The 26640-nt window shown below is 73.0% G+C and carries 16 protein-coding genes; 9 read left to right on the forward strand and 7 right to left on the reverse strand.

Translation table 11 applies throughout. The features are described from left to right. Positions 1 to 50 precede the first annotated feature (50 nt). Positions 51 to 1808 (forward strand): DUF4041 domain-containing protein, encoded by a 1758-nt coding sequence (locus WMF26_RS13895; RefSeq protein ID WP_438000729.1) that lies wholly within the window; start codon positions 51 to 53, stop codon positions 1806 to 1808. A 401-nt stretch (positions 1809 to 2209) separates the two neighbouring features. Continuing rightward, positions 2210 to 2827 carry a Uma2 family endonuclease gene (locus tag WMF26_RS13900; RefSeq protein WP_438000730.1) on the forward strand — a complete coding sequence of 206 codons (618 nt, stop codon included), beginning with the start codon at positions 2210 to 2212 and terminating at the stop codon, positions 2825 to 2827. 30 nt (positions 2828 to 2857) lie between these two features. Here WMF26_RS13900 and WMF26_RS13905 read toward each other — a convergent pair whose 3' ends face one another. From WMF26_RS13905 to WMF26_RS13920, 4 genes are all read right to left on the reverse strand, one after another. Next, positions 2858 to 4009 carry a hypothetical protein gene (locus WMF26_RS13905; protein WP_438000731.1) on the reverse strand — a complete coding sequence of 384 codons (1152 nt, stop codon included), beginning with the start codon at positions 4007 to 4009 and terminating at the stop codon, positions 2858 to 2860. Positions 4010 to 4148: 139 nt separating this feature from the next. Continuing rightward, entirely contained in the window at positions 4149 to 5288 is a 1140-nt protein-coding gene (locus WMF26_RS13910; RefSeq protein ID WP_438000732.1) for a hypothetical protein, read from the reverse strand. Then, entirely contained in the window at positions 5285 to 6502 is a 1218-nt protein-coding gene (locus WMF26_RS13915) for an RNA polymerase sigma factor (RefSeq protein ID WP_438000733.1), read from the reverse strand. The genes WMF26_RS13910 and WMF26_RS13915 overlap by 4 nt, the downstream gene beginning before the upstream one ends. 251 nt (positions 6503 to 6753) lie before the next feature. Then, positions 6754 to 7719 carry a hypothetical protein gene (locus WMF26_RS13920; protein ID WP_438000734.1) on the reverse strand — a complete coding sequence of 322 codons (966 nt, stop codon included), beginning with the start codon at positions 7717 to 7719 and terminating at the stop codon, positions 6754 to 6756. A gap of 971 nt (positions 7720 to 8690) precedes the next feature. On the opposite strand from WMF26_RS13920, the gene WMF26_RS13925 reads away from it, so the two are divergent. From WMF26_RS13925 to WMF26_RS13940, 4 genes are read left to right on the forward strand one after another with little or no spacing between them, the layout of a single operon-like run. After that, entirely contained in the window at positions 8691 to 12656 is a 3966-nt protein-coding gene (locus WMF26_RS13925) for a hypothetical protein (protein WP_438000735.1), read from the forward strand. 30 nt (positions 12657 to 12686) lie between these two features. Next, on the forward strand, positions 12687 to 14678 hold the full coding sequence (locus tag WMF26_RS13930) for a phage tail protein (RefSeq protein WP_438000736.1): 1992 nt from the start codon (positions 12687 to 12689) through the stop codon (positions 14676 to 14678). A 30-nt stretch (positions 14679 to 14708) separates the two neighbouring features. Beyond that, positions 14709 to 17774, forward strand: coding sequence for a DUF6603 domain-containing protein (locus WMF26_RS13935; RefSeq protein ID WP_438000737.1), 3066 nt, complete (start codon positions 14709 to 14711; stop codon positions 17772 to 17774). Positions 17775 to 17807: 33 nt separating this feature from the next. Further along, a complete protein-coding gene (locus tag WMF26_RS13940) occupies positions 17808 to 19802 on the forward strand; it encodes a hypothetical protein (protein WP_438000738.1) in 1995 nt (664 codons plus the stop codon). Positions 19803 to 19958: 156 nt separating this feature from the next. Here the strand turns inward: WMF26_RS13940 and WMF26_RS13945 are convergent, their stop codons facing one another. Further along, positions 19959 to 20576, reverse strand: a complete 618-nt coding sequence (locus tag WMF26_RS13945) for a response regulator transcription factor (protein WP_438000739.1) — start codon at positions 20574 to 20576, stop codon at positions 19959 to 19961. A 109-nt stretch (positions 20577 to 20685) separates the two neighbouring features. On the opposite strand from WMF26_RS13945, the gene WMF26_RS13950 reads away from it, so the two are divergent. The 3 genes from WMF26_RS13950 to WMF26_RS13960 all read left to right on the forward strand — a co-directional run bounded on the left by WMF26_RS13950 (position 20686) and on the right by WMF26_RS13960 (position 24056). Next, positions 20686 to 21957 (forward strand): hybrid sensor histidine kinase/response regulator, encoded by a 1272-nt coding sequence (locus tag WMF26_RS13950; RefSeq protein WP_438000740.1) that lies wholly within the window; start codon positions 20686 to 20688, stop codon positions 21955 to 21957. 51 nt (positions 21958 to 22008) lie between these two features. Further along, positions 22009 to 23379 (forward strand): hybrid sensor histidine kinase/response regulator, encoded by a 1371-nt coding sequence (locus WMF26_RS13955; RefSeq protein ID WP_438000741.1) that lies wholly within the window; start codon positions 22009 to 22011, stop codon positions 23377 to 23379. A 272-nt stretch (positions 23380 to 23651) separates the two neighbouring features. After that, positions 23652 to 24056, forward strand: coding sequence for a hypothetical protein (locus tag WMF26_RS13960; RefSeq protein ID WP_061629006.1), 405 nt, complete (start codon positions 23652 to 23654; stop codon positions 24054 to 24056). A 102-nt stretch (positions 24057 to 24158) separates the two neighbouring features. Here WMF26_RS13960 and WMF26_RS13965 read toward each other — a convergent pair whose 3' ends face one another. Together WMF26_RS13965 and WMF26_RS13970 are read right to left on the reverse strand one after the other, a co-directional pair. Then, positions 24159 to 25163: an STAS domain-containing protein gene (locus WMF26_RS13965; RefSeq protein WP_438000742.1), complete on the reverse strand. Its 1005-nt coding sequence runs from the start codon at positions 25161 to 25163 to the stop codon at positions 24159 to 24161. A gap of 6 nt (positions 25164 to 25169) precedes the next feature. Further along, positions 25170 to 26357, reverse strand: a complete 1188-nt coding sequence (locus tag WMF26_RS13970; protein WP_438000743.1) for an FIST signal transduction protein — start codon at positions 26355 to 26357, stop codon at positions 25170 to 25172. Between the last annotated feature and the right edge of the window lie 283 nt (positions 26358 to 26640).

A 26640-nucleotide genomic window follows, 5' to 3' on the forward strand; every position in this document is an offset into this window, starting at 1 on the left:
GGTCGCGTACTCTGCAAGCGCGGCGTACTGCCGTCCGCAGAAGGAGCATCGTGGAGCTCGTTCTCATCGTTCTGTTCGTGGTCGCGCTCGCGGCCGCGGCGTTCTTCGCGTCCAAGGAGCACAAGACGAGCGGCTCGCTCCGGCAAGCGCAGGGCTCGCTCCGGCAAATGGAGAGCTCCCTCCAGCAGGCGAACGGCGAGCTGAAGCGGGCGCTCGACACGAACGGAGGTCTTTGCCAGCACGTCGCGAGCCTGCAGGCGCAACTCCAGCATCTGAGCCGCTACCAGACGATCGTCGACGCCGAAGCCGCCGCCGCGGGGATACGAGCGCAGACGGAGACGTGGGCAGCGCAGCTCAGAGCGCACGCGCAGGCCGCCGCGACGGAGCTCGCCGCCGGCGCCCGACGGGAGGCCGATCGCCTCCTCGCCGACGCGCGCGCTGCGCACGCGCAAGCACACACCGCGGCCGACGCCTTGAAGGCGCAGGTCTCGGCGGAGGCGCAGGCCGCCCAGGCGGCGGCGCGCGCCTCCGTTCAAGCGACGCTGGCCCAGGCTTCTGCCGACGCGGCGCGCATCGTGGACAGCGCGAACCGGCGCGCCGAGGAGATCGCCGGCGCTGCGCTCACCGCGCAACGGGAAGCGAAGCGCCTCGAGCAGACCGCGCAGGCGATGAAGAACGTGATCGAGGGCTACGGCGATCGCTACGTCATGCCGACGGCGGGTCTCCTGGACGAGCTCGCCGAGGAGTTCGGCTTCGCCGAGGCAGGACAGCGCCTCAAGGCGGCCCGCGGCAAGTGCCGCGACATGATCAGCGACGGCCTGGCGGCGACGTGCGAGTACGCGGAGGCGAACCGGCGCACGACCGCCATCGCCTTCGTGCTCGACGCATTCAACGGCAAGGTGGACACGATCCTCGCCGACGTTCGGCACGACAACTTCGGGACCTTGCAGCAGAAGATCCGGGACGCGTTCATGCTGGTGAACCAGGGCGGGCGCGCCTTCCGCGAGGCGCGGATCCTGCCCGAGTACCTCGACGCTCGGCTCGAGGAGCTCCGATGGGCCGTGGTCGCGCAGGAGCTGAAGGTAAAGGAGCGCGAGGAGCAGCGGCAGATCAAGGAGCGTATCCGCGAGGAGGAGAGAGCGCAGCGCGAGTTCGAGAAGGCGAAGAAGGAGGCCGAGAAGGAGGAGGAGACGATCCGGAAGGCGATGGAAAAGGCGCGTCGGGACGTGGAGAAGGCGAACGACGATGAGCGCGCCAGGTACGAGCAGAAGCTCCTCGAGCTCTCCGAACGGCTCCGCGCGGCGGAGGAGAAGAACCAGCGCGCCATCTCGATGGCGCAGCAGACGAAGGCCGGGCACGTCTACATCATCTCGAATGTCGGCTCGTTCGGAGAGCACGTCTACAAGATCGGCATGACGCGGCGGCTCGAGCCCCTGGACCGGGTCCGTGAGCTGGGCGACGCGAGCGTGCCGTTCGAGTTCGACGTGCACGCGATGATCTCGAGCCAGGATGCTCCGTCCCTCGAGCGCGTGCTTCACCAGCGGTTCGTCCGGAACCAGGTGAACAAGGTGAACCCCCGCAAGGAGTTCTTCCGCGTGCCGCTCCACGACATCCGCCAGGAGATCGAGCGGATGTCGTTGGAGGTGACGTGGACGCTGGCGGCCGAGGCGCGGGAGTTCCGAGAGACGCAGGCCATCGAGCGCGCAATGGCGAACAAGACCTTCGACGAAGCCGCCTGGCTGGAGGCGCAGGCGAAGGCCGAAGCCGCACCGACGTTCGAGCGCGATCTCGCCGAGGCCACCGCCTGATACGACGCCCTCAAGCCGGCGGCAGAGCGGCGTAAGCACGCTGCCGCCGGCGCCTCGTCCGGCGGCGCCGTGGTGGTGTCGGACGAGGCGGACGGCGTCGCGCGGCCCGTGCGCCGCTTGCAGAGCGACGGGGCGATCGCGTCGGCGTCCCTCTCGTCCCAGCGCAGGTAGGCGGCGGCGCGGCGGACCTGGTAAGCACCTGTTCCGGGAGCGCGACACGTCAGGGGAGCCGCCCTTCCGAGGCGGGCGCATCTGGGCGACCGTTCGAGCCGCCCCGGCGATGCTGCTCTGCACGGTATGACCGGGGAGGCTATACTCCCCCCATGCAACCCGCCGTGCACGCGCGTCGTCTCCGTCACGTCCGCGCGCCATCGCCGCTCCACTTCCCGGAAGAGGCCCTCGTGCCGGAGACCAAGCGCCACCTCGATCTGAGGACCCTGCTCTACCTCGTGCTCAAGACCTTCTCGGATCGAGCGGCGATCGGCTCCGACCAGTTCGTCTACTGGTCCGCGTCGGATCCGAGCCGGTGCCTTGCGCCGGACGCGTTCGTCCGGCTCGGCACCCCGGACACGCCGTTCGGCTCCTGGAAGATGTGGGAGCGCGGGGCCCCCGAGCTCGCGGTCGAGATCGTGAGCGAGCACGACGCGGATCCGCAGATCTGGGCGGAGAAGCTCGGCAAGTACCACGAGCTCGGCGTGCTGGAGCTGGTCGCGTTCGACCCCGAGGCCGCGCCCGGGGAGCGGCTGCGGGTCTGGGATCGCATCGACGGCGATCTGGTCGAGCGGGTCGTCGAGGGGGAGCGCAGCCCGTGCACGGTGCTCGATCTGCACTGGGTCGTCGTCCCGGCCGCGGGCCAGCCGGCGGCGCTTCGGCTCGCCCGCACCCCCGACGGTGCGGAGCTCGTCCTCACCCCCGAGGAGGCCGAGCGCCGGCGCGCGGAGGCCGAGGAGGCCGCCCGCGCGTCGGCGGAGCGGCGCATCGCCGAGCTCGAGGCCGAGCTGCGCCGGCGCGGCGGCTGACCGCGCGGACGCGGCGGCGGCGGTGCAGCCCTATGCCTGGCAGCAGAACGTCGACGGCTCGGCCGGCAGCAGCTCGCCGACCGGCTCGCCGCCGCTCGGGGCGCAGCCGCCGGGGTCGACGGCCACGAGCTCGGCCGACTTGCTGCCGAGGGCGACCCCGGGCGGCGTGACGACGCAGAACGACGCCATGGAGCTGACGAGGCTGGATGCGACTTGGTCCGCGCACGCGCCGTCGCTGTAGACCGAGGCCATGATCGTGCACGACGCGCCCTCGGGCTCCCCGCAGCCGCACTCGGAGCAGCCGCGGGTGTCGTCGGCGCCGCCGTAGAAGACGTGGCGATCGAGGTAGGGCTCCTCGCACGTCACGTCGCCCTCGTGGAACACGCAGGTCAGGAAGCCGCCGGGCGGCGGGACCCCGGGCTGCTCCGGCGACGGCATGCAGGTGCTCCGGTCGCCCGGGCATTCGGTGTAAGCGCCGGGCAGGCAGGCGAGCGCGCGCGTCTGCCAAGGATCGAGGCGGGCAGGCGGCGGCGGCTCGTCGACCCTGGGCGTGCACGCGCCGGTCACCGCCACGGCCGGCGCCTCGACCGAGAGCGCCCGCACGCACGGCTGCCCGCCGCAGTCCTGGCCGGCGGGGATCGCGTTCACGGCGGTGCAGGCGCCGTCCCAGGCCTCGGGCGCCGCGAAGGAGGTCACGACAGCGCCGGAGGCCTCGCCGGAGCACGCCGTCGCCGTGTGAGCGGACCAGCGGAGCGGGAGCTGGCACGACGCCGTCGCCGGGTCCGGCGGGTCGCACCGGCAGGCCGCGCAGGCGAGCGGCTCCGGCGCCAGGTCGGCGAAGCCCTCGTAGCCGACGTTCGGCGCGGCGGCGGGGCAGCCCGGCGCCTGGTCCGGCGGGCCGAACCAGAGCAGCACCGGGCCGAACCAGCCGAGCGGCGCCGGCGGGATGCAATCGCCGGCGCAGGCCTGCTCCTCGCCGCCGCCGGCACCACCGGCACCGCCGCCGCCGGCACCGCCGCCCCCAGTGTCGCCTGCGTCTCCCGCATCTCCTGGGCCCGCCTCGGGCCAGGGGCAGCCTGGGTAGCCGTATTCGCTCGGCTGACAGGGACCGTAAACGGCCGGAGGGTCGCCGCAGCCGAGGACCAGCAGAACGCACATGGGCAGAGGGGAGAAGATGCGCATGCCGAGCAGCCTATCGGGTGTCCCTGCAACCGCACAATGGGTAGTTTCGTTCAGATCGTCAGTTGTGCTTGCCATTCCCGAGACCCTTCAAAGATTCTCTACACATGCTCGTGACAGACTCATTGAATCTCAGGCTCCTTCAGTAGGTGGCCGTGACGCCCAACCCGAAGACTGCGCCGAGCGGCGATGACGTCCAGCGGAGCGGCGCTGGCGTCGCGCTGTCGTGCGTCACGCGCGTGAACGCCGCCTCGTTCACCATCCAGATCGCCTCGGCGTAGCCCTGCACGGACCACCTGCGGGAGAGGGGCCACTCGGTACCAAGGCGCGCCCCGAGACCGAACATGGGATCGCTGCGCGAAGTCATGGTCCACGGGTCCCGAGGGGAGAACCGGACGGCGCCGAGGGTGGCGAGTCCGCATCCGAACAGCGGGCTGCCGCGATAGCACGCCAGCGTGACCGCCGCGAAGCCCGTGGTGCCCATGAGGAGGCCTTCCACCTCCTGCGCCAGGGAGACGAGCCCTCGCCCTTCCACGGCGATCGACCAGTCGGACCGGCGAACGCCGAAGGACAGCGTCATTCCGGTCGCAGCTCCCGGCGTGATCCCGAGGCTCAGGCTCGCTCCGAGCGCGGCTTCCAGGCGCAGCCGCTCCGGCGCAGCCGCCGGTGTCTCTGGCCGCGGCGGCGCCCCGCCCGGCTCGGTCGGCCGGGGCGGATCCGGCGCGGCGCGCCGGGCCTGCGGTGACGGCGCCGAGGGCGCGGGCGGCGGCGAGGACCCGGACGGCGGCGAGGACCCCGACGGCGGCGATGGCTCGGGCGACGAACCCGCCTGCTCCGGCGCGCCGAGGAGCTGCGCCGCGATCGCGAGGGCCACGCCGGACAGCAGCTCCTCGCAGCCGCTCCGGGTGCTGAACCCGTAGGCCCACTGGGTTTTCCCCTCGCGGTCGCGCAGCGCCAGCGAGGCCGTGAGCTCGGGGCCCTCCCGCGCGATGTGGATCGTGAGCGCCCGCGGCGCGTCGTCCTCGAACGGGTCGGCCCCGAGCCTGCGCGCGACCTCCGCGCCCAGGAACGTCTCGTCGGGGCAGCCCTCGGCGCCGGGCCCTCGCTGGACCTCGATCCGCACCGCAGGCGGCTCCGGCGCGGCGCGCGCCTCCGCGGCGCAGAGCAGGACCATGACGGCCAGGGCGGCGGCGCGCGTCCGGCGTCGCGCGCCCCGGAGCGCTCCGGCGGCGCAGCGGAGAGGCCGCCTGCCGAGCTCCGGTCGAGCCCTGGGCCTGCTCATCGCGACGGCTCCCTTTCAGGCGCGCCCTGCTCCGGTGGGGCGGCGAAGCGTGTCCGGACGAGCGTGCGGAGCCGCTCGCGGATGGACGTCAGCCGGCCGAGGGGAAAGCGCTCCTCGTGCGCGTCGAGCTGCCGGAGCGTCCCGGCGGGGTCGCCGGCGGAGAGGCGCTCCTGCGCCGCGTCCAGCAGCCGGCGTTCCTCCATGAACGCGTCCTCCCGCTCGATGGCCGGCGGCGACGCCCGCGGGGCGGGACGGCAGGGCCGGTGGAGCGCCTCGGCCGCCGGAGCGGCGGCCAGCGGCTCCGGCGCCGGCTGCGGCGCGGTCGCTGCGAGGGAGGCGCCGCGCACGGGCAGCGCGCGCAGCGCCGCCCCGAAGCGGTGAGCCCAGCGCGGCGGCGGCGGTCTCAGGGCGAGCAGCGCGGCCGCCGTCACGGCCGCGCCCGCCGCGGCCCACCCGAGAGCGCGGGCGATCCGGACCGAGCTGCCTCGCAGGCGCAGGATCGAGGGCGCAGCCAGCGGCGGTGCTGGCGCACGGGGTGTGGATGCCGGCGGTCGCGACGCGGGCAGCGCGGGGGACGGCGGCGCCTGGGCTGGCGATGCCGGCGCCTCCGCGTCGTGCTCCTGCGCCAGGAAGCCCGACGCCAGAGGAAACGGGAGCCAGAAGGCGCGCAGCGCCTGGCGCTGCTCCGGGCGCAGCCGCTCGACGGCGGCGCGGTAGTCCTCGCGGGCGAGGCGAAGCCGGTTGCTGGCGGTGTTGTATTTGAGGCCGAGCTCGCGGGCGATGTCGACGAGCGGCACCTCGTAGGCCTCGTACAGGACGAGGAGGACCCGCCGTTCGGGATCGAGCGTGTCGAGAACCTCGGTCGTGAGCTCCAGCCGCTCTTGGTTCGCGAGGTGCTCCTCGCCGCTCGGCGCGGGGTCGACCGCTTGGCGCTGCGACACCAGGTGCAAGCCGGCCGGCACCTCGCGGCGGCGGTGGGCGCGGTCCAGGTGATGGCTGACCTTGTTCAACGCGATCCCGATCACCCATCGGGCTTCAGGGCTGCGCCGCTGGCGCTGGCCCTGCACGCGTGGCGGGCCGGCGGCGGAGGGAGCCTCGCGAGGCGTCGGGGTCCAGTCGGGGTGGAAACGGTCGAGGCTCTTGTACGCCGCGAGCAGGACCTCCTGCTGCAGGTCATCGACGTCGGCCTCGGCGACCCCCAGGAGTCGCAGCAACCGGGGGAGAAGCTCCGTCGCGGCAGCGTGAATGGAGTTCCAGATGTCGTCGCGGGATCTGCTCATACCTAGAATTACGGGGAGCTTTCCCGGTCCGTTTGTGGAAACGCACCGCCGGCGCACGGGCCGGGGGCGCCCTGCTCGCAGCCGGCGATCGTCGTGGACCGGTCGAGCGGCCCTCCGGGAACCGGAAACGGTCTGGGCGGGCGAGCTGAGCTTGGCTCTGGCGTCGGGAGCGGTCTGGGGAGGGTTTAGCCCACGGTCGGCGCGCCGTTGGGCGCGGCGCTGGGAGCCGGCGGGGTCGCCGTGCCGGACGGCGCGGCGCCGGGGGCCAGCGGCGCGGCCGTGCCGTCCGGCGTGACGGGGGCTGGCGTGCCGGGCGGCGCCGCCGGCCCAGCCGGCGCCTCGTCCGGCGGCGCTGTCGCGGTGTCGGTGTCGGTCGACGGCGTCGCGCGGCCCGTGCGCCCCTTGTAGAGCGACGGGGCGATCACGTCGGCGTCCTCCTCGTCCCAGCGCAGGTAGGCGACGGCGCGGCGGATCTGGTCGTAGGCATGGACGAGCAGCGAGAAGGCGCGGGTCCGCTTGTCCGCGGCCTCGGTCGGCCCGGGTCCCTTGCCGTGCTCCCTGATTCCGAGGGCCGCGAGCAGCTGCGGCCCGATCTCCCCGGCGCGCTTCACCTCCTCCTCGGTCGCCGCCGTCTTGCCGGCGATCTCGGACCAGCTCGCGCTGAAGAGCGCCGAGAGCGCCACGAGGTCGTTCGCCGTGTCGATGTGCCCTTGTCCCGCGCGGATGTCCGCGACCGCCTCTGCGTCGAGCAGGCCGCGTCGGGCGAGCGCCTCGGCGTCGCCGAGCAGGTTCTCGCGCAGCGGCGCCGCCTCGGCGAGCAGCGGCTTCACCGCGCTCTCGGCATCTCCGCTGGACAGCCACAGGAGGTGCGCATACCAGGCGGCGAGCGCGTAGGTCTCGAGCCGGTCGAGCCGCGCGAGCTCGAACGTCGGCAGGTGCTCCGTGATGTCGGCGCGCAGCGCGCGGAGGCCGGGCAGCACGCCGAGCACCTGGGAGACCACGCGGGGCACGTCGAGGTTCAGAGGGATGAGCCGGTCCGGGCTCAGGGCCTCGATCTCGGGAAGCGCCTTGTCGAAGGCCGCCGCCGCCTGGGGCGGGGCCGAGGGCTTCTTGGGAGAGGGCTTTTTCTTGACCGAAGAAGATTTCGCCATGAGGGGATCACCTCTCGCTTGTCTCCATCGCCGAGCCGTGGAGGACAGCAAAGGACACACGCCCTCTACCCCCGGCGATGGATGTTGTTCTGAGCGCCCGGCGCGCGCCGGACGTTCCGGGCAGGCATAACGACGCGTCTCCATGCGTCAACGCGCCTGGCAAGATCCTGACGACAGGCCGCGTGAATTCGTGAGCTTGCGCGTGGGCAGCGCGGCAGTCCCGCCAGGAGCGGTTCCGGTCCCGTAGGACAAGCTCAGCGAAGCTGTTCAGACCGTTTCCGGTGGCGGGAGGGCAGCGCGGCAGCCTTGCCCGGACCGTTTCCGGTGGGTCGAGGGCAGCGTGGCAGCCTTTCCAGAACCGTTTCCGGTAGGTCGAGGGCAGCGCGGCAGCCCTTCCCGGACCGTGTCCGGTGGCGGGAAGGCAGCGCGGCAGCCCTTCCCGGACCGTGTCCGGTGGCGGGAAGGCAGCGCGGCAGCCTTTCCCGGACCGTGTCCGGTGGCGGGAAGGCAGCGCGGCAGCCTTTCCCGGACCGTGTCCGGTGGCGGGAAGGCAGCGCGGCAGCCTTGCCCCCACCGTGTCCAATGGGTCGAGGGCAGCGCGGCGGTGGTGCGGTGCTTACCGCGGACAGCGCTGCACAGGATCGAACCGCCGAGGCGCCAAGGACGCCAAATTGTTCAGATCTCTTGGCGTCCTTGGCGCCTTGGCGCTTCCCAATGTGCCGCACTGTTGTCCGGCGCGTGGGTCGGCTGGGAGGGCCCGGCGCCCTCGCTATCGCGCGTCCGCGCCGGCCGCCATGGGACCAAGGTCCCATAGAAGCGGCCCGGCGCTCGCGGCTACGTACGACGCGCCTCGGCGATGCGCGGACAGCGCGCCTCACCGGTCGCCGCCCTGCGTTCGGGGCGAGGGCGGGGCCCACCAGACGACGCTTCACCAACAACCCCCGATCGACGGATCGCGGAGCGGGGCAGACATGACGGCACCGAGCAACGCGCAGCGCTTTCTCCGGGTTCCTCTCCGGCTACAGGCCATGTGCCTGGACGACGGCGACGACGACGCCGCCAGCGACAGGAGGCGTGTGGTCCGGGCCATGGCGGACTACCGCCGGCTGCCGTTCAGGGCCGGAGGGGTCGACTACGACGACAACCCCAACCTGAGCGAGCACATCCTCGCGCCGCCGTTCTCGCGGGATCTGCCGCTCCTGCCCGGCATTCACCTGCACTGGCTCCTGCCCGACGCCCTGGCCCGGGGGGAGCACGAGGCGCAGGGGACGCGGTTCCCCGAGGTGCCGAACCGCTGGCTCGTCCTGCGCAGCGGCGGGGGGGAGCCGGAGCGGCAGTGGGTGGTGGAGAGCGATTACCTCTACCCGGAGGGCTGGGGCGACGACATCGAGAGCGAGGGCGAGGCGCCGGTCAACGTGATGGCCGTGCCCGATCCGGCGCCGGGAGAGGGGTACCGCTACCGCTTCCTCGGGCGCGCCCTGCCGCTCGCGGAGTGGCGCACGACGCACGCGGATCCGAAGCACGAGCACCTCGCGGCGCTCACGGCCGTCGGGCCCGAGACGGAGGTCGCGGTCCTCGATCCGGTGCGGGCGACGTTCGCGTCGTTCTACCCGAACTGCCGCACCGTGTTCGGGTTCCGGGACGAGGACTTCCCCACGCGCACGCCGCCAGCGGGGCTGCGCTACGACGTCATCGGCTGGTACGGCGACCCGCAGCGCGACTGCCTGGCCCCGCTGCTCGCCGCGGCCGACACGCCGGCGAAGCTCAAGGCGCTGCTCGAGGAGAAGCTCGAGTGGACGCTCGCGGCGGCCCCGCCGGGCGAGGCGCTGCCGCAGGCGACGCTCTTCCACGCGCGGCTCACGTTCGCGCCGGGCGCGCGGGCCGCGCGGGATGTCGTCCGCGATCTGCCCCCGCCCGCGCTCGCCGTGGGGCAGACCGAGACGGAGGCGCTGGCCGCCTACCTCGCCTACCTGCATGCGGGCGAGACAAACGAGGAAGCGCTCGCGAAGCGCCGCCTCGTCGAGGACCAGCTCGAGGCGCTGCAGCTCGCGGATCGGCTGGAGGGGCACCGGCTCGACCTCGACGCGATCCTCTACGAGGCGCGCCACGAGCGGGGGTTCGCCTCGCACGCGGCCGGCGTCCGGTGGGCGGTCCAGCCGGAGACCGAGGGCGCGGGGGACCTGTTCGCGCGGCTGCGCCGGGCGCCGGCGCGCGCGGCGCGGGCGCAGCCGCCCGAATGGGCGGGCCTGCTCGAGGCGCTGAACACGCTCCAGGACGAGCACCAGCGCGCGCTCGACGAGCTCGAGCACCTGCGCCAGCGGATGTACGTCCGCTGGCACGCCCTCGTGAACGCGAGGGAGGTCGTGGGCGTCAACTTCTTCGAGGGCTACGTCGTGCCCGTGCGGCGACGGCGCACCTCGCTGGGGCAGCTGGCGCTCGAGCAGGGCGAGGCGACCGGCGGCTTCCACGCCCGCGTCGAGCCCGTGGTCCACCGGATCGTCTCCCGCCTGAGCAGCTACTACGCCGACTACGTGGCGAGCCTCAACGCGGGGGCCCCCTTCGATCTGGACGAGTCGGGCGACGATTACTGGGTCTGGCCCGTCGAGTTCCCCAACTGCATCGACGAGGCGTTCAAGCTGTCCGCCGATCACACGGTCGCGGTGCTGCAGCGGGACGAGGCGTGGGAGATCCACGACCGCGGCGTCGTCTATCCCGTGCGCGCGGACGCCGAGGGGCTCCTGCTGGAGATCCCGGCGTCGGCGTCGTCGATCGCAGGGCGGCTCGCGGCGGCGCTCGAGGCGCTGCAATCGGCCGTGCTGGCGTACAACGCGACCGAGGCGGGGGCGGCCGCGCCGTTCGCCGTGCGCACGCTGCCGGCGGCGCCTTATTACGAGCCGGCCGATCCGGTCCTGCTCATCACGGGCGAGGCGGCGGCGGGCGCGATCTGGAAGGGCGGCGCAGACGACGATCTGCTCCCGTGCGACCGCGTGGACGCGGCGCTCGACCTCGCGGCGCTGCCGGACGCCACCGTCGCCGCCTTGCAGGCCTACCTCGCGGGGCTCGGCGTGGATGAGGGGAACGTCTGGGCGGAGCCGCCGTGGAACCCGTTCCTGATGCACTGGTCCTTCCACGTCGCCTCCTGCGGCCGCGACGAGAACGGCGACTACGACCCCGAGCTCGTGCGCGCGCACTACAAGCTCGACACGCAGGCGGTGGATCACGCCCTCCTGCCGGGGCAGGAGGACAGCTTCTCGTCGATGGTCAGCAGCTACACGGGCGTCAGCCTGCTGACGCCTTCGGCGGGCCTGGAGGTGCGCGAGCGCCTCGTCCACTACCTCGATCACGGCGTGGTCCAGGACTACTACGAGGCGCACGACGTCCCCGACGACGAGCGAGGCAAGGGCTACCTCGAGCAGCACTTCGCCGAGATCAAGGCGTGGTACCTCGGGCAGACGACGCCGGCGCCGGGGATCGAGGACCCCGTGTTCACCGCGCTGTGGGCCTACGAGGAGCTGCAAGAGGCGCCGTGCCTGGCCCAGTCGCTCGGCAACTTCAACAAGGTGCTGCTCCTCCGCGAGCCGACGATGCAGCTCGGGATCGCCTTGCCCACGGCCTACGACGACTCGGAGGACCTCTTCTACACGGACACGGCGCGCGACGCGATGGGGGGCAGCATCCAGCGCCGGCCGCTCGCGTTCGACCGCTTCAACCCGCTGCGCGCCGGGGCCATGTCGATCACCGGCCTGACGCTGGTGGACACGTTCGGGCAGGCGAAGGACGTGGTCGACATCGAGTCGTCCGGCGACGCGAAGGTCATCACCACGACCGACCAGACGCCGCCCGCGGGGCTCCTCTACCACGTCCTGCTCACGCCCCGGCTGTCGCAGCCGGCGCGCCTGCGCTTCGAGTGGCTGCCGGCGGAGCCGCTGGAGGGCGCGCGCCAGCGCACGAGCGAGCACCCGGACACGAATCCGGTCTGTGGCTTCCTGCTGGTCAATACCCTGGACGGCGCGCTCGCGGTCTACGACAAGGAGGGCCGCGCGCTCGGCGCCGTCGACCGCGGCGGCACGTGGCGCACCGCGCCGGAGAGCGGCGGCCGGGTGCGGATGGACGCGCGCGGCGACTTCCAGCTCCCGAACGCTCACCTCGATCGGGTGGTCAAGCACGTGCGCGCTCAGGGCCCGGCGTTCCTACGCCTCTTCCTCTCGGCGCAGCGGACGGCGCTCGACACCATCGATCCCGAGGCGTCCGCCGCGAACCCGGGCCGGGCGCTGCTCGTGGCGCGGCCCGTGGCGGTGGTGCGGGCCGCGTTCGCCCTGGAGCTCCAGGGTCCGCCGGCGTTCGATCCGAGCGCGGTGGCGGGCGAGGGCACGACCACGACCCGCGGGCTGGAGCAGGTGAAGATCCCCGTGCGCCTCGGCGAGTTCGCGCAGCTCGACGACGGCCTCGTGGGCTACTTCCTGGAGCAGGACGACGGGTCGTACGCGGACGGGGTGTTCTACTCGCCGCAGCTCCGCGCGATCGGGCACGACAAGATCCGCACCTACGCCGACGGATCGCTGCACGTCGAGCGGACGCCCGACGGGCCGGAGCAGCGCGTGACGCTGCTGCTCGACCCGGGGGGCCAGGTGCACGCGACCACGGGCGTGCTGCCGAGCTCGCAGCTCCGCCTGTCGCCGGCGCACTACCGCGAGGCGCTCGACGCGATGGAGGTGAGCTTCTTGACGGCGCCGCTGCTCACGGACCAGGGGGCGCTCCGGCTGGAGGTGCCGCGGCAGCCGGGGCACGCGTGGTCGTGGGTGACGCAGGAGGCCGGCGGCGGCTGGGCCGAGACGAGCGAGCTCGCGCCGCCGAACGCCCGCGCCGCGTTCGCCGCGCCGCAGGAGCTCCGCGAGGGATGGCTGATGCTGCGGCGCACCGAGGCATCGGGCGGTTGAGCAGGCGTGTTTGGAGGAGAGGGAACGACCATGAGTGAAGCGACCGAGACGGCGACCGTGAGCGAAGGGGCCGAGAAGCCGATGCCGTTCGGGTTCGAGGTGAGCTACGAGCTGTTCAACGCGCGCGGCGAGCGGCTGCGGAACGTGCTGCTCATCGAGAACCCGGGCTCCGGCAACGCGCTCCAGCTCGACATCGTCAACATCCTGACGGACGCGGCGATCGTCCTGAAGCAGCGGGGGTCCGCGGGCGAGGCCAATGGCCAGCACCACTTCCGGCTGCACTTCCCGGCGGGCGCGCTGGCCGGGCGCAAGACGGGCGTCGCCGGAGAGGACTGGGACGTCCTGCGCATCGACCGCCAGGACGGCACGACGGACGTGTACCTGGCCTGGCGCAGCCCGGAGATCCAGATCGCCCCGGGGGAGCGGCTGGTGCTGCTGCTACACGGCGTGTCCGCGACGCCCGACGCGGGCGCGGAGGTGGTGCTGGACCTCGCCTGGCCGAAGCTCACCGTGGCGCAGAGCCTCACCGATGCCGACGTTTTTGTCCTCATCCCGCTCGGCCCCGGGCAGGGCTCGGACTACCTCCTGGCCGACAAGCTCTCCCTCGGGGTGCGCGACCGGCGGGGGAGGCCGGACATCCCGCTGCGGGCGCGCTTCGACGGGCCGAACCAGGCGCTCCTCAGCAGGAGCTACGCGAAGAGCATGGTGACCCTTCGCCTGGTGAACAGCGCTTCGCCCCGGACCCAGGAGATCCTGCGCTTCCGCCACGACGCGAGCGAGCCGGAGAAGAGCTCCCGCCTCGTGGTGGCGCTGCCGGTGGGGACCCAGCCGTGGGCGCTCGGCACGGCGAGTTGGCTGGACGACGCGGTGATCGCGCTCGCCGGCTGGACGGTCTCCGAGCCCGTGCTGAACGCCGACGGCGACCTGCTCGAGTGGGTGCTCACCCCCGCGAGCGACGTGGCGCTGGCGCCGCAGGAGTTTCTGGAGCTGAAGCTGAGCAACCTGATGCCGGGGGAACCGAGCGGGACGGCGCACCTCGAGCTCCGCTACAGCGCCGTGCCCGGCTACTGGGACGGGGAGATCCTCTGCCCGATCGAAAAGGTGCCGCTGATCTTCGGCCGGGGCGACAAGCGCCTCCGCGTCGGGATGGGGGTGAGCGAGCCCGACGCCGAGCTCCACGTGCGCAACGGGAACATCCGGGTCGAGTCAGGGGAGCTCCAGCATGTGGACATGTTGACGTTCCGGTCCAATACGAGGGGCAGCAGTCGCTCGGAGGCCGCGAGCTTCTATCACGGGGACAGCGAGACTCCCGTGATGGAGCTGTCCTCCTACGGGAAGCTGCGTTTGAACCCGTATTATTCGGAGTTTCAGAGCGCGCGCCCGTTCGTGTTCCGTACCGACGTGGCCACGAACGGCGGGGCCGATGACGAGATCGCGGCGCGCTTCTTCAAGAAGAACGAGACGGCTGCCCTGATGGAGCTGCGCAGCGATGGGACGTTGACCGCGAACGGCCGGGTCAAGGACAAGACCGGCTTCGTGGCCCCGGTGGGCACCATCGTCGCCTACGGCGGCAGCACGGCCCCCGAGGGATGGCTGATGTGCCATGGTCAAGAGGAGTCGCGCCAGACCTATGGGGATCTGTTCGCCGTCATCGGCGAGACCTATGGAACCGCCGCTGCGGGCAAGTTCCGTGTCCCCGACCTGAGGACTCGAGTCCCGGTCGGGGTCGGTTCAGGCTTCGCGCTGGCGGCGAGCGGGGGATCGGCTACGCATACCCTGACCATCGACGAGATGCCGAACCACAATCACACACTCACAGATCCAGGGCATTCTCATCGCAGCCCTGTGTATCACGGGAGCGGGGACAATTCGACACATTCAGACGGGGATGACAGTGGTCCCGACGGCCACGCCAGAACGGAGAGCGCAACGACGGGCATCACGCTCGCCAGCGCCGGCGGAGGGCGGGCCCACAACAACATGCCGCCGTACCTGGTCGTCAACTACATCATCAAATACTGACCCCCAGCCAGCGGACCCAGGAGGCAGACCATGGCCCTCGATATCGTGATCGGCGAAGACGATCTCGCCAGCATCCGGACGCTGCGCGAGGCGCTGCACGCCCAGTTCCAGGTGGACTTCTTCCCCGGCTTCCTGGACACCCTCGACGAGCATGTCCCGCTCCAGAGCGCGGAGTTCTACGCCAACCACCAGAAGAACCAGTACGAGATCGCCTTCGCGATCGGCATCAAGGTCTCCGAGGACGACGAGGGCGAGGCCCAGCACCTGATCCTCGGGATGAACATCGTTATCAAGCCGGACAAGAACACCGGGGGGAAGCGCCCCGCCGAGTACGGGGGCAAGATCGATATCCCCGTCTCGGACGACGTCCGGCTCGCGTTCGAGGGGCAGTTCACCAGCAAGATGGGCGACATGTACGTCGCCCAGCTCAACGTCACCGGCGAGCCGGCCATCCCCCTGCACGCCCTGTTCGGCGGCGTCGCGCCGGGCCTCGCCGCGCTGATCCCGGAGGAGCTCGCGATCCCCCTCGGGGGCAACGTCGTCGCGGTCCTCTCGGGTCGCGCCGGCAGCGGCCTGGGGAGCAGGATCCTCGTGGGCGTGGGCTTCCACGCCGGCGTGAACCTCGGGCAGCTGCCGCTCGTGGGCCTGTACTTCGAGGACGGGAAGGCGCAGGCCGACTTCACGCTCGAGCTGCTCGCGACGACGCACGACTGGACGCACAAGGAGCTCAAGGCGCTGAACGGGGTGCTGGAGGACCTGGAGTCTCCGTTCCTCATCCGGCCGTCGAGCTCCAGCGCGCAGGACCTCACGCGCGGGGCGCACCTCGTCGGGTACGCCGCGTTCGGGGACATCCGGCAGACGTGGTACACGCCGCTCCGGCCGCGCTCGGGATCGTGGAACCCGTTCCTCGCGGCGGCGGGGCGGTCGGCCGGGCGCGCGCCGCGGAGCGCGCCGGACGACGCGCTCGTCACCGTCGGCCAGAACGGCGCCTGGATCGACGTGCAGCGCGCCGTCGGCCCGGTGCACTTCGCGCGGCTCGGCCTGACGTACAGCGACGGGGCCGCGGAGCTCGTCCCGGAGGTCGTCCTCTCGGTGGGCCCCCTCCGCCTGCTGCTGAACGGGGTCTCGGTGCGCCTCCCGCTGCCCGGGGGCGACCCGGAGCTCCGTCTCGACGGCTTCGGCCTCGCCTACGAGAACGACGCGCTGCGGGTCGGCGGCGCGTTCCTGCGCAGCGAGCGCGACGGGTACGAAGAGTACGCCGGCATGGCCGCGCTGGAGCTCCGCCTCAAGGCGAGCGGCGGCAAGCCGCCCGCGTCCATCGGCCTCGCGGCGATCGGGGCCTACGCCTACGTCGAGGACCGGCCGTCGCTGTTCCTGTACGCGACGCTCAAGTACCCGCTCGGCGGTCCGCCGTTCTTCTTCGTGACCGGCCTCTCGGCCGGCTTCGGCTACGGGCGCTCGCTCGAGGACCCCCGCCTGGAGGACGTCGCGCGCTTCCCGCTGGTGGCCCAGGCGGTGGACGACACCGGCGACGACGACACGGACGACCCCGGCGTGGTCGCCGCGGGCCAGCTCCGCGAGCTCTCCCGGTACATCACGATCGCGCCGGACGCGGGCTTCCTGGCGATCGGGGTCAAGTTCACCTCGTTCAAGATGCTCGAGGGGTTCGCGCTGCTGACGGCGGAGCTCGGCGACCGCTTCGAGCTCGGCCTGCTCGGCCTCACGCGGCTGGAGGTGCCGTTCGGCGTCCCGGAGCCCCTCGTCGTGATGGAGACGGCGCTGCAGGCGCGCTTCGCCCCGTCCGAGGGGACCCTCCTCGTGCAGGGGCAGCTCACGGACGCGTCGTACCTGCTGTCGCCGTCGTGCCGGCTGACGGGCGGGTTCGCCTTCGCCACCTGGTTCGCGGGCGAGAAGGCCGGCGACTTCGTGTTCACGATCGGCGGCTACCACCCGTCGTTCAAGGTCCCGAAGCACTATCCCACCGTGCCGCGCGTCGGCTTCGACCTGAGGCTCGGGAGCACGCTGTCGCTCCGGGGCGAGGCCTACATGGCGCTGTGCGCCCACGCGGTGATGGCGGGCGGCAGCTTCGCGGCCGACTTCGAGGCCGGCCCCGCCTGGGCGTCCTTCCGCATGGGCGCCGACTTCCTCATCTGCTGGAAGCCGTACTGCTACGACGTGCACCTGCGCCAGCACTTCAAGTTCGGGCTGGGCCCGCTCTCGGCCAGCCTGGGCGCCGAGCTGCACGTGTGGGGCCCGGACCTCGGCGGCTACGCCAAGCTCAAGGTCTTCCTGTTCTCGGTGACCGTCAGGTTCGGCAACCGGGACGCGTTCGGGCCGGTGCCCATCGAATGGCCCGAGTTCCGCGCGTCGCTCCTGCCGGCGGACGAGGAGGTCTGCAGCGTCGCGGTGGCCGAGGGCCTGATGCGGCAGGTCAAGACGGTCACGGGCGATGCGCTGTGGGTGGTCAACCCGAAGGACGTCGCGCTCACGATTGACTCGGTGATCCCGATCAAGGAGGCCTACCACCCGGGGGAGCACTCGCCGGCGCAAGGCAACGCCAAGTTCGGCGTGGCGCCCATGGGCGTGACGGCGGGCAACCTTCGGAGCGAGCTCCACGTCTCCATCTGGCGCGACGGGGTGGGCGTGGAGCGCGACAAGTTCACGCTCACCGCCCTGCAGCGGAGGGCGCCCGCCGCGGTGTGGGGGGAGCCGCGGATGAACGGCGACCGGCTGCGCTTCCCCGACGTCAACGGGACCCCGTTCGTGGAGGGCGCGCTGAGCGGCCTGCGCATCGAGCCCGCGCAGCCGCCGAAGGGCGGGGACACCGACGACGTGGCCGTGAGGCTCCTGCTGTTCGAGCCGGGCGACGCCCTCGGCGCCCACGCCTTCGCGGCGCTGCCCGCGTTCCGCGCGGCCGCGGGGGACGACGCCGCGCGGCGCGCGGCGATCCAGGGCTCGATCGCGGGTCACGCAGGCAGGGACGTGTTGCTCGCCGCGCTGGGCTTCGACCCGGCCGCGGACGTGGCGCTGGACGCGGGCGTCGCGGACACCTTCGTGTTCGCCCCGCAGGTGAAGGACACGAGCGCCGCCGCGTAGGCGGCGCCCACCACGGATGCACGAGGGAGAGCCATGCCGTCTGTCAATTTGCGCGCGTTGCGAGGGTCGGGGCTGCGCGTCCGCGGGTCGCTCCGGACGCCGAGCGAGGACGGGACGATCGAGTTCCTGGAGTTCCACCAGCCGGCGCTGGAGAGCGGGACGTACAAGGTCGAGATCCAGCAGATCCTCGAGGCCGCCGGGAAGATCCCGGGACAGGTCTTCCCGAAGCGGCTCATCTTCGCGGTCCTCGGGGAGCGCTTCGGCCCGCTCGGGCCGGAGGACATCGTCGCGATGTTCCCTCCGCCCGGCAGCGTGGGGGAGCACGCGAACGTGCTCCCGCACATCACGCTGAGCCGCAGCACGCTCCCCTGGGAGCGCCTGCCGGGCCTCGTGGACGAGAACCGCTCCTGGATGGCGCTGCTCCTGTTCCGCGCGTCGGACTTCGCCGACCAAGGCGTGGAGGAGCCGCGGGTGCAGACCCTCACGCTGGGCGAGCTCGTGAAGACGCCCGCGACGACGGCGCGCTTCCCCGAGGAGATGGCGCTGGAGGAGGGACAGCAGGCGTCGGACGAGGTCACGGTGATCGACGTGCAGTGGAAGACGCTGCAGCACCTGCTGCCGACCGCGGCGGAGCTCGCGCTGCTCGCGCACGCCCACCAGCGCAAGGACGGCAACGAGGTGCCCGAGGGGGACCTCGACGCGACGGTGGTCTGCAATCGCCTTCCCGAGCCGAACGGCACGAGCACCGTGCACCTGGTCTCGCTGGAGAAGTGCTATCCGAACGGGGTCTTCCATGCTCAGGGCGCCGGGCCGGACGAATGGATCCGGCTGGTGAGCCTCGCGAGCTGGACGTTCGACAGCGTGGACCCGGAGCAGAGCTTCAGCGAGCTGCTCAAGGGGCTCGACCGGGCGCCGGCCGAGCTGCGGGCGCCTTTGCCGGAGGCGCTGCCGCCGGCGAGCCCGGCGGCGCCGTACCTCGAGCAGGGCTACTTGCCGCTGCCGCACCGGATGCGCCGGGGGAGCAAGAGCGTGTCGTTCTACCGCGGGCCGTTCGCGCCCGGGATCGGCGCGGAGGAGGTCAAACTGCCGGCGGAGTGCGCGGACGAGCTCGTGCGCTACGACCCGGACACGGGCATGTTCGACGTCTCGTACGCGGCCGCGTGGGAGCTCGGGCGGCTGCGGACGCTGGCGAACACGCGCGTGGCGCTGGACCTGCTGCGCTGGACGCGCGAGAGCGCGCAGCAGCGGCACGCGATGCGGCAGCGGGCGGCGCGGCGGCTGCCGCTGCGGCAAACGCGGTCGGAGCCGGTGGAGATGCCGGAGGCCGTGGCCGAGTGGCTCGCCGACCTGGAGCACCTGGTGGGGCTCCCGTTCAGCTACCTGGTGCCGGACGAGCGCCTGCTGCCCGTCGAGGGGCTGCGGTTCTTCTGCGTGGACCCGGCCTGGGTGGAGTGCCTGCTCGACGGGGCGCGCAGCGTGGGCCGCGTGACGAACGCGGATCTCGAGCACGCGCGCACGGTGCGGGCGAGCCGCTCGGAGGGGCCGCAGCGGGTGAGCGGGTTCCTGATGCGGTCGAGCGTGGTCTCGGGCTGGCCGGCCCTGGTCGTGGAGGGCTACCCGGAGCGGCTGCCGGACCCGAGCGTCATCCCGCCGGCGACCGACGCGCTGACGCCGCTGCGGTTCGACCGGCTCGCCTCGGACGCGCTCCTCGTGCTCTTCGCGGGGGAGGTGAAGACGCTGGACGTGTTCCAGGCGCCGGAGGCGATGCACTACGGGCTCGACGCGCAGGAGGCCGGAGGGCAGGAGTTCACGAAGAACCTGCGGGACCCGTCGGGGGTCAGCCAGCCGGAGGCCGTCGTGGTCCCGTGGCGCCACGCGGACAGGCAGGTGGTCGACATCGCGGGGCTGGCGGAGCGGATGAAGGCGGCGCTCGCGCCGGTGCGGGCGGAGCTGCCCTTCACGGCGGCGCAGTTCGCGCTGCAGATGATCGAGGGGACGGAGCGGGTGCGATTCGTGGCCAGCAGCTGAGGCGCGGGTCGCGGTGGGGACGGGGCTCCCGGCCGTGAACGTGGGCGGCGAGGTCGTGGTCGACAGCAAGGTCGAGTCTCGCTGGATGCGCGCCCCTCGGCGGCCCGTGTGAAGTCGCCGCAGCCCGCGAACCGATCGAGCCTGTCCGCTCGCCGATCACGGCCCCTGATCGAGCCGATCCACGAGCCGCACGAGCTCCGCCACCGACGCCACGCCGAGCTTCTCCATCACCCGGCCGCGGTGCACCTTGATCGTCTTCTCCGCCGCGCCGAGCTCCTCGGCGATCTGCTTGTTCAGGAGCCCCTGCGCGACCCGCAGGCACACCTCGCGCTCGCGCGGGGTCAGCGCCTCGAAGCGCGTCCGCAGCGCCTGCTGCTCGCCCCGGGCGGCGCGCGCCTCGGCGTCGCGCGCGATGGCGCGCTCCACCGCCGCGAGCAGGTCGGTGTCGTCGCAGGGCTTCGTCAGAAAGTCGATCGCGCCCGCCTTCATCGCCAGCACCGAGCTCGACACGTCGCCGTGGCCGGTCAGGAACACGATCGGCAGGGGGCACCCCCGGCGCGCGAGCTCGTCCTGCAGCTCGAGCCCGCCCAGGCCGGGCATGCGCAGATCGACGACCACGCAACCCGGCCGCTCCGAGGGGGCGCGCTCCAGGAACGCTTCGGGCGACGCGTACCCCTCCACCGCATACCCCGCCGAGCGCAGCAGCCGCTCGAGGGCGCGCAGCACCGAGGGGTCGTCGTCCACAACGAACACCGTGGGCCCGGTCACGTCCATGGCAGCGCCGCATTCACGCCGAACCCACCGAGGGCGTCAACCGCGGGCAGGCGGGCAGAGCAGCGAAGCGCTTGACGCACCCGACGGCGCGCTGGCATCTGCTCTCCCCATGGGGTCGGACCGCCGCGCGCTCGTCTTGCTGGTGGATGACGACCCCAGCAGCCTCAAGCTGCTCTCCGAGGCCCTCGCGGGCCAGCCGATCACCCTCGCCGTGGCCATCGACGGGGAGATGGCGCTGCGGCAGATCCGGCGCGAGGCGCCCGATCTCGTCCTGCTCGACGCCGTGATGCCTGGCCTCTCCGGCTTCGAGGTCTGCCGCCAGCTCAAGGAAGATCCGGCGACGCGCGGCGTCCCCGTCCTGTTCATGACCGTGCTCTCCGACACGGCGAGCCGGGTGCGCGGGCTCGAGCTCGGCGCGGTCGATTACGTGAGCAAGCCGTTCGTGCGCGAGGAGCTGTTGGCCCGCGTGCGGACGCAGCTCGCGATCCACGCCGCCGCGCGGGCGCTCTCGGAGAAGAACGAGGAGCTCGCGGCCGCCCGGGCGTCGCTGGAGCTCGACGTGGCGCGGCGGACCGAGGAGCTGCGCGCGGCCAACCAGCGCCTGGAGCACGAGCTCGAGCTGAACCGGGCCGCCGAGCTCAAGGTGCGGAAGGCCCAGGAGGAGCTCGCCCACCTCAACCGGGTGTCGGCGATGAGCGAGCTCGCGGCCTCGATCGCGCACGAGCTGAACCAGCCGCTCGCCGCGATCCTGAGCAACGCGCAGGCGGCGCAGCGGCTCCTCGGGCAGGCGCCGCCGGACATCGCCGAGGCGCGCGCCGCGCTCGACGACATCGCGGCGGACGGCCGCCGCGCCGGGAAGGTCATCGAGCGGATGCGCGCGATGCTCCGCAAGGGCGAGCTCAGCGCGGTCGCGCTGGACCTCCGCGAGCTCGTCCGCGAGGTGGCCCGGCTCCTGGCCAGCGCGGCGCTCCTCGCGGGCGCGACCCTGCGGATCGAGCTCGCGCCGGGCCTGCCGCGCGTCCGGGGCGACGGGATCCAGCTCCAGCAGGTGCTCCTCAACCTCCTCGTCAACGCGCTCGACGCGGTCTCCCGCCGTCCGCCCGAGGCGCGCCTCGTCGTGGTGCGGGCCCGCCCGGCCGACGGCGGCGGCGTCGAGCTCTCGGTGGCAGACTCCGGCGAGGGGGTCCCCGCGGCGGACCTCGAGCGGATCTTCGAGCCGTTCTTCACGTCGAAGGCCCAGGGGCTCGGCGTCGGCCTCGCCATCAGCCGCTCGATCGCCGAGGCGCACGGCGGCCGGCTGTGGGCCGAGTGCGGCCCCGGCCAGGGGGCGACGTTCCGCTGTACGCTGCCGGTGTGGCGCGAGGGCGAGGGCGCGCCCTGAGACCAAGGTCCCATGGTCGACCGCGGGGAGGCGTGGCACAGATCGTCTGTCATGGCAGCACCTCGATCCCGCGCTCAGGCCGCCGAGGGGGTCCAGGGCGGCGAGGCGCTCGACGCGCGCGCCGACCCGCTGGCTTCGGGCTCCCGGCTGGCGCGAGGCCGACCGCCGCTCGTCCTGATCGTGGACGGCGCTCCCGAGAGCCGCGGGTTGCTCGCGGACGCCCTTTCGGGCCAGCCGTTCGACGTCGCGGAGGTCGGCGATGGGGAGGCGGCGCTCCAGCAGATCCGCTGCGAGGAGCCCGATCTGGTCCTGCTCGACGCCGCGGTGCCGGGCCTCTCCGGGTTCGAGCTCTGCCGCCGCCTCAAGGAGGATCCGGCGACGCACGAGATCCCGGTCCTCTTCGTGACCGCGCTCGCCGACGCGGCGGGCCGGGCGCGGGGGATCGAGCTCGGCGCGGTCGACGGCGTGGCCAGGCCGTTCGTCCGCGAGGAGCTCGTGGCCCGCGTGCGGGCGCAGCTCGCCGCGCGCGCGGCGGCGAGGGCGCTGTCGGACATGCACGAGGAGCTCGCGCGCTCCCGGGCCTCGCTGGAGCTCGAGGTGTCGCGGCGGACGGAGGCGCTCCGCGCGGAGATCCAGCGCCTCGAGCGCACGATCGCGCTGAGCCGGGCCGCCGAGGGCGAGGCGCAGGCGGCGCGGGAGGAGCTCGCGGGCCTGAGCCGGGTGTCGGCGATGCGCGCGCTCGCGGCGTCGATCGCGCACGATCTGAACCAGCCGCTCGCCGCGATCCTGAGCAACGCGCAGGCGGCGCAGCGGCTGCTCGCGCGGAGCCCGCCGGACGTCGTCGAGGTGCGCGCCGCGCTCGACGACATCGCGGCGGACGACCGCCGCGCCGCGGAGATCATCCGGCGGATGCGCGCGCGGCTCGGCGAGGGCGAGCTCGGCGCGGCCGCGCTGGACCTGAACGAGCTCGTCCGCGAGGTGCGCCGGCTGCTGGCGGGCGCCGCGCACCGCGCCGGCGCGACCGTGCGGAGCGAGCTCGCGCCGGGCCTGCCGCGCGTCCGGGGCGACGCCGCCGGGCTGCAGCTGGTGCTCAGCAACCTGCTCGCCAACGCGCTCGATGCGGTCGCCTGCCGCCCGCCCGAGGCGCGCCGCGTGGTGGTCCGGACGCACGCGGGCGGAGAGGGCCGCGTCGAGCTCTCGGTGACGGACTCCGGCGAGGGCGTCCCGGCCGAGGATCTCGAGCGGATCTTCGAGCCGTTCTTCACCACGAAGGCCCGGGGGCTCGGCGTGGGCCTGGCGATCGGCCGCTCGATCGTCGAGGCGCACGGCGGCCGGCTGTGGGCCGAGCGCGTCCCCGGCGAGGGGGCGACGCTCCGCTGCGCGCTGCCGGCGTGGGACGAGGGCGCGCGCCCCGCGGGGTGACCCCGGCGCGTCGCGCCCGGCGCCGGGGCTGCCCGGAGCCTCCGGGGATGCGCTGAGGCAGCTTGTCTCATCCGTGGCTGCCTGCCGCGGGGGCGCCGCCTCCAGCCGCGGAGCGACGGCGGGGCGGCGGCCCGGACGCTGCTGTAAGCGTCTGTATTTCCTGGTCATTTCTGCATGCGCTCGCGGCGGCACCGTTCGTGTAACGGCCCCCCTCACGCGCCGGGCTCGGCCTCCGTGCTGACCCCTTTCCGCGCGACCGATGGGAGGTATCCATGACGCAGTCGATCAATCCGAGGTGGTGGGATGAGCACAAGACGTCCGGCTGGGAGCGCGTGAAGGAAGCGCTGCGCCGCGACTGGGAGCAGACCAAGGCGGACTTCACCAACAACAAGGGGCAGGAGCTCAACCAGGACGTGGACGACACGGTGAAGCAGGCGCTCGGCAAGCAGCCGATCCCGCCGCGGCACGTGCCGAACAGCGACTGGGACGACGTCGAGCCGGGCCTGCGCTACGGCTGGGGCGCGGCGAGCCAGTACACCGAGCACCGCGACTGGGACGACCGGGTCGAGAGCAAGCTCCGGGAGGAGTGGAACGACCTCAAGAGCGGGCGCACGTGGGACGAGGCCAAGAGCGCCGTCCGGCGCGGGTGGGATTCGGCGCGCCGCAAGGCGTCCTGAGCGGCACGCGGGCAGCGGGCCCGGCGGGCGGCGCGCGGGGCTGGGCGCGCCGTCCACCTGGCCGGGGCGCCGGCGGCCGCTATCTACGCCCGCGAGCGGCGACTACGCCCGCGAGCGGCGACTACGCCCGCGGGCGGAGAGCAGCGTCCGCAGCGCGTCGTGCAGGCGGCGGTGCGTCGTGATGTCGCCCCACGCGAAGCCCTCCCGCGCGAGCTCCCGGGCGACCTCGGGGCCGATGCCGGCGAGCACGCAGGCGCTGCCGAGGAGCCTCACCGCCGCCGCCACGCGCACGAAGAGCGTGAGCGCGTTCGCCTCCATCCGGTCGAGCCCGGTGACGTCGATGACCACCGCGCGCGCCCTGGTCGCGTTCACGGCGGCGAGGAGCCGCTCCATCAGGAGCCCGCAACGCTCCTCGTCCATGGAGCCGATCACGGGGACGCAGAGGATCTGGCTCCACACCTCGAGGATAGGCACGGACAGGGCGCGCATCGCGGCGCGCTGGTGCTCGATGAGCGTGAGCTGCTCCTGGATCTCCCGCTCGTGGGCGAGCTCGCGCGCCCGGGCGAGCTCCTCCTCGGCGCGGACGCGCGCGAGCGCCTGCGAGGCCGCGGGCAGGAGGCGACGGACGAGGCTGACGTGGCGCGCGTCGAAGTAGGCGCGGGCGGGATGGGTGAGCACGAGCAACGCCCGCTCTGGCCCGGCCTGAAGGGGCGCGTGGAGCGCGGAGCCGCACCGCTCCAGGACGGACGCCGGCTGGCGCTGCCACTCGGCGAGCTGGGCGAGGTCGAAGCTGGCCACCGGCCGGCCCGCGAGGGCGCGATCGAACGCAGGCCCGCGCCGCCACACGGTGGCTGACAGGCGCGGATCGGTGGAGGCGACGACGTGGCCGTCAGCGCCTTCGGCGAAGGCGATCACGAGCCCGGCGGCGGCCCCGACGGTCCGCGCGGTCGCCTCGACGATGCGCGCCAGCGTCTCCGCGAAGGTCCCCGGCTCGGTGAAGAGCAGGAGCGCCTCCGCCAGCCCCTCGGCCTCCAGGCGGAGCGCCCGCTCCTCCTCGCGCGCGCGTTGCAGCTCGGCGATGGTCTCTCGGGCAGCCTCGTCCTCCATCACATCTCACTGCCCGAGCAGGAGGACGGCGATGGAGAGGTTCGCGTGCTGGTTCCTGCCCCGCGTGAAGCACCCTTGTTCACCGAAGGTGAACCTGCCCAGGAAGGGTGTCGCTCCGAGCGACGCGATCACCCCCTCGACCACGCGGTCGAGCTCGTCGCGCACGGCGAGCATGCACCCCGCGCAGAAGATCACGAGCGCGCCCTGCGCGCGGAACGGGCGCGGCGCGGACGCCAGCGCGGCGTCGACCACGGAGCGGACTCGGCCGATCAGGCTCTCCCGCGATCCGCTCATGAGCACGAGCTCGTCGCCATCGTGGATGTTCGCGCTGAACGTCATGGAGTTGTCCTCCTCCACGGTGCTCGGATGGATGAGCAGGAACTGGGGGACCTTGCCGATCCAGCCCGAGGGCCGCCCGAGCGGGTGCAGCGCGGTCTGCTCCAGGATGGTGCCGCCGCCCAGCTGCGCGGAGATCAGGCCGCCGGTCCATCGGTCGTAGACCTCGGCGGCCGGGAGCCCGTCGATCTCGGGCAGGCGCCTGCCCGCGGCGCGGGTGACGCGGCAGCGGTGCTCGGTGGGGACGTAGCCGCTGCTGAATGCATAGGAGATCTCCCCCGACGGGTAGAGGGCGGAGAGCAGCGCCGATCCCTTGCAGGCGCGCCCGCGCTCCAGCTGCGATTGCTGCCCGTCGAGGGAGTCTGCCGCAGAGGAGCCGCCGAACACAGGCACGTTGGGGCCGACCACGTCCGCGATGCCGAGCAGGATGTCCTCCTCCGCGCCGGTCTGCGCGGTGAGCCAGAACAGGGCCGGGAGCTCGCCGGCTCGCCCGGCGTCCTCGATGGCGCGGCGCGCGGCGCGCGCGCCCGCTTCGCGCGGCGCCCCGCCGATCGGCTCGGCGGCGACTCCATAAGCACCTTGCGCGTCGGCGACCCCGAGCAGGGCGAGGCCGGGACCGGACATGCCGTGGACTCCGGCAGAGGTCATGACGGACAGGCATGAGCTCGATCCGTGGACGCGAACCGACGCCGGGAGCGCCGCGGTGGCGCGCGCGAGCTCGTCCACATCATAACGCTCCGTGTAGCTCAGGAAGATGTGGTCGGGGGCTGCGCCGAGGCGCGCGTGGAGCGCGGACATGGCCTCGTCGAACGCCGCGCCCGCCGTCGCTGCGGTCGACGCCGAGGTCGCTATCTTCATCTGCCCTGTCCTCCCTGGTTCACGGTCCGACCCGCCGAGACCGGCGCGCTCGCCGGAGATGCGGAGTCGTCCTCGGTCTTGGTCCTACCATCTCTCTCCCGCGTGTCGCTCTCCCGCTGGCGAGGAGCGGGGCGGTCATCAGGTACCTATACACGAACGGGCGCCGTCCCTCGCCGCGATTCGGCTGCGTCCCGGGCGCTGCCCAGGTCGGGCCGCTCACCGCCGAACCGACCCGGGTTGATCGCGACTCTGCAGCGTTGGCTGCTGCGGGCGATGAGCGCCC

This window comes from Sorangium sp. So ce185, assembly GCF_051526825.1.
GTDB classification, from domain to species: domain Bacteria; phylum Myxococcota_A; class Polyangia; order Polyangiales; family Polyangiaceae; genus Sorangium; species Sorangium cellulosum_D.

What these genes read in the sequence shown, in the direction of transcription:
- WMF26_RS13905 (WP_438000731.1), bottom strand. Translation starts at nt 4,009, where the DNA reads ATGCGCATCTTCTCCCCTCTGCCCATGTGCGTTCTGCTGGTCCTCGGC.
- WMF26_RS13910 (WP_438000732.1), bottom strand. Translation starts at nt 5,288, where the DNA reads ATGAGCAGGCCCAGGGCTCGACCGGAGCTCGGCAGGCGGCCTCTCCGC.
- WMF26_RS13920 (WP_438000734.1), bottom strand. Translation starts at nt 7,719, where the DNA reads ATGGCGAAATCTTCTTCGGTCAAGAAAAAGCCCTCTCCCAAGAAGCCC.
- WMF26_RS13925 (WP_438000735.1), top strand. Translation starts at nt 8,691, where the DNA reads ATGACGGCACCGAGCAACGCGCAGCGCTTTCTCCGGGTTCCTCTCCGG.
- WMF26_RS13930 (WP_438000736.1), top strand. Translation starts at nt 12,687, where the DNA reads ATGAGTGAAGCGACCGAGACGGCGACCGTGAGCGAAGGGGCCGAGAAG.
- WMF26_RS13935 (WP_438000737.1), top strand. Translation starts at nt 14,709, where the DNA reads ATGGCCCTCGATATCGTGATCGGCGAAGACGATCTCGCCAGCATCCGG.
- WMF26_RS13940 (WP_438000738.1), top strand. Translation starts at nt 17,808, where the DNA reads ATGCCGTCTGTCAATTTGCGCGCGTTGCGAGGGTCGGGGCTGCGCGTC.
- WMF26_RS13945 (WP_438000739.1), bottom strand. Translation starts at nt 20,576, where the DNA reads ATGGACGTGACCGGGCCCACGGTGTTCGTTGTGGACGACGACCCCTCG.
- WMF26_RS13950 (WP_438000740.1), top strand. Translation starts at nt 20,686, where the DNA reads ATGGGGTCGGACCGCCGCGCGCTCGTCTTGCTGGTGGATGACGACCCC.
- WMF26_RS13955 (WP_438000741.1), top strand. Translation starts at nt 22,009, where the DNA reads ATGGCAGCACCTCGATCCCGCGCTCAGGCCGCCGAGGGGGTCCAGGGC.
- WMF26_RS13960 (WP_061629006.1), top strand. Translation starts at nt 23,652, where the DNA reads ATGACGCAGTCGATCAATCCGAGGTGGTGGGATGAGCACAAGACGTCC.
- WMF26_RS13965 (WP_438000742.1), bottom strand. Translation starts at nt 25,163, where the DNA reads ATGGAGGACGAGGCTGCCCGAGAGACCATCGCCGAGCTGCAACGCGCG.
- WMF26_RS13970 (WP_438000743.1), bottom strand. Translation starts at nt 26,357, where the DNA reads ATGAAGATAGCGACCTCGGCGTCGACCGCAGCGACGGCGGGCGCGGCG.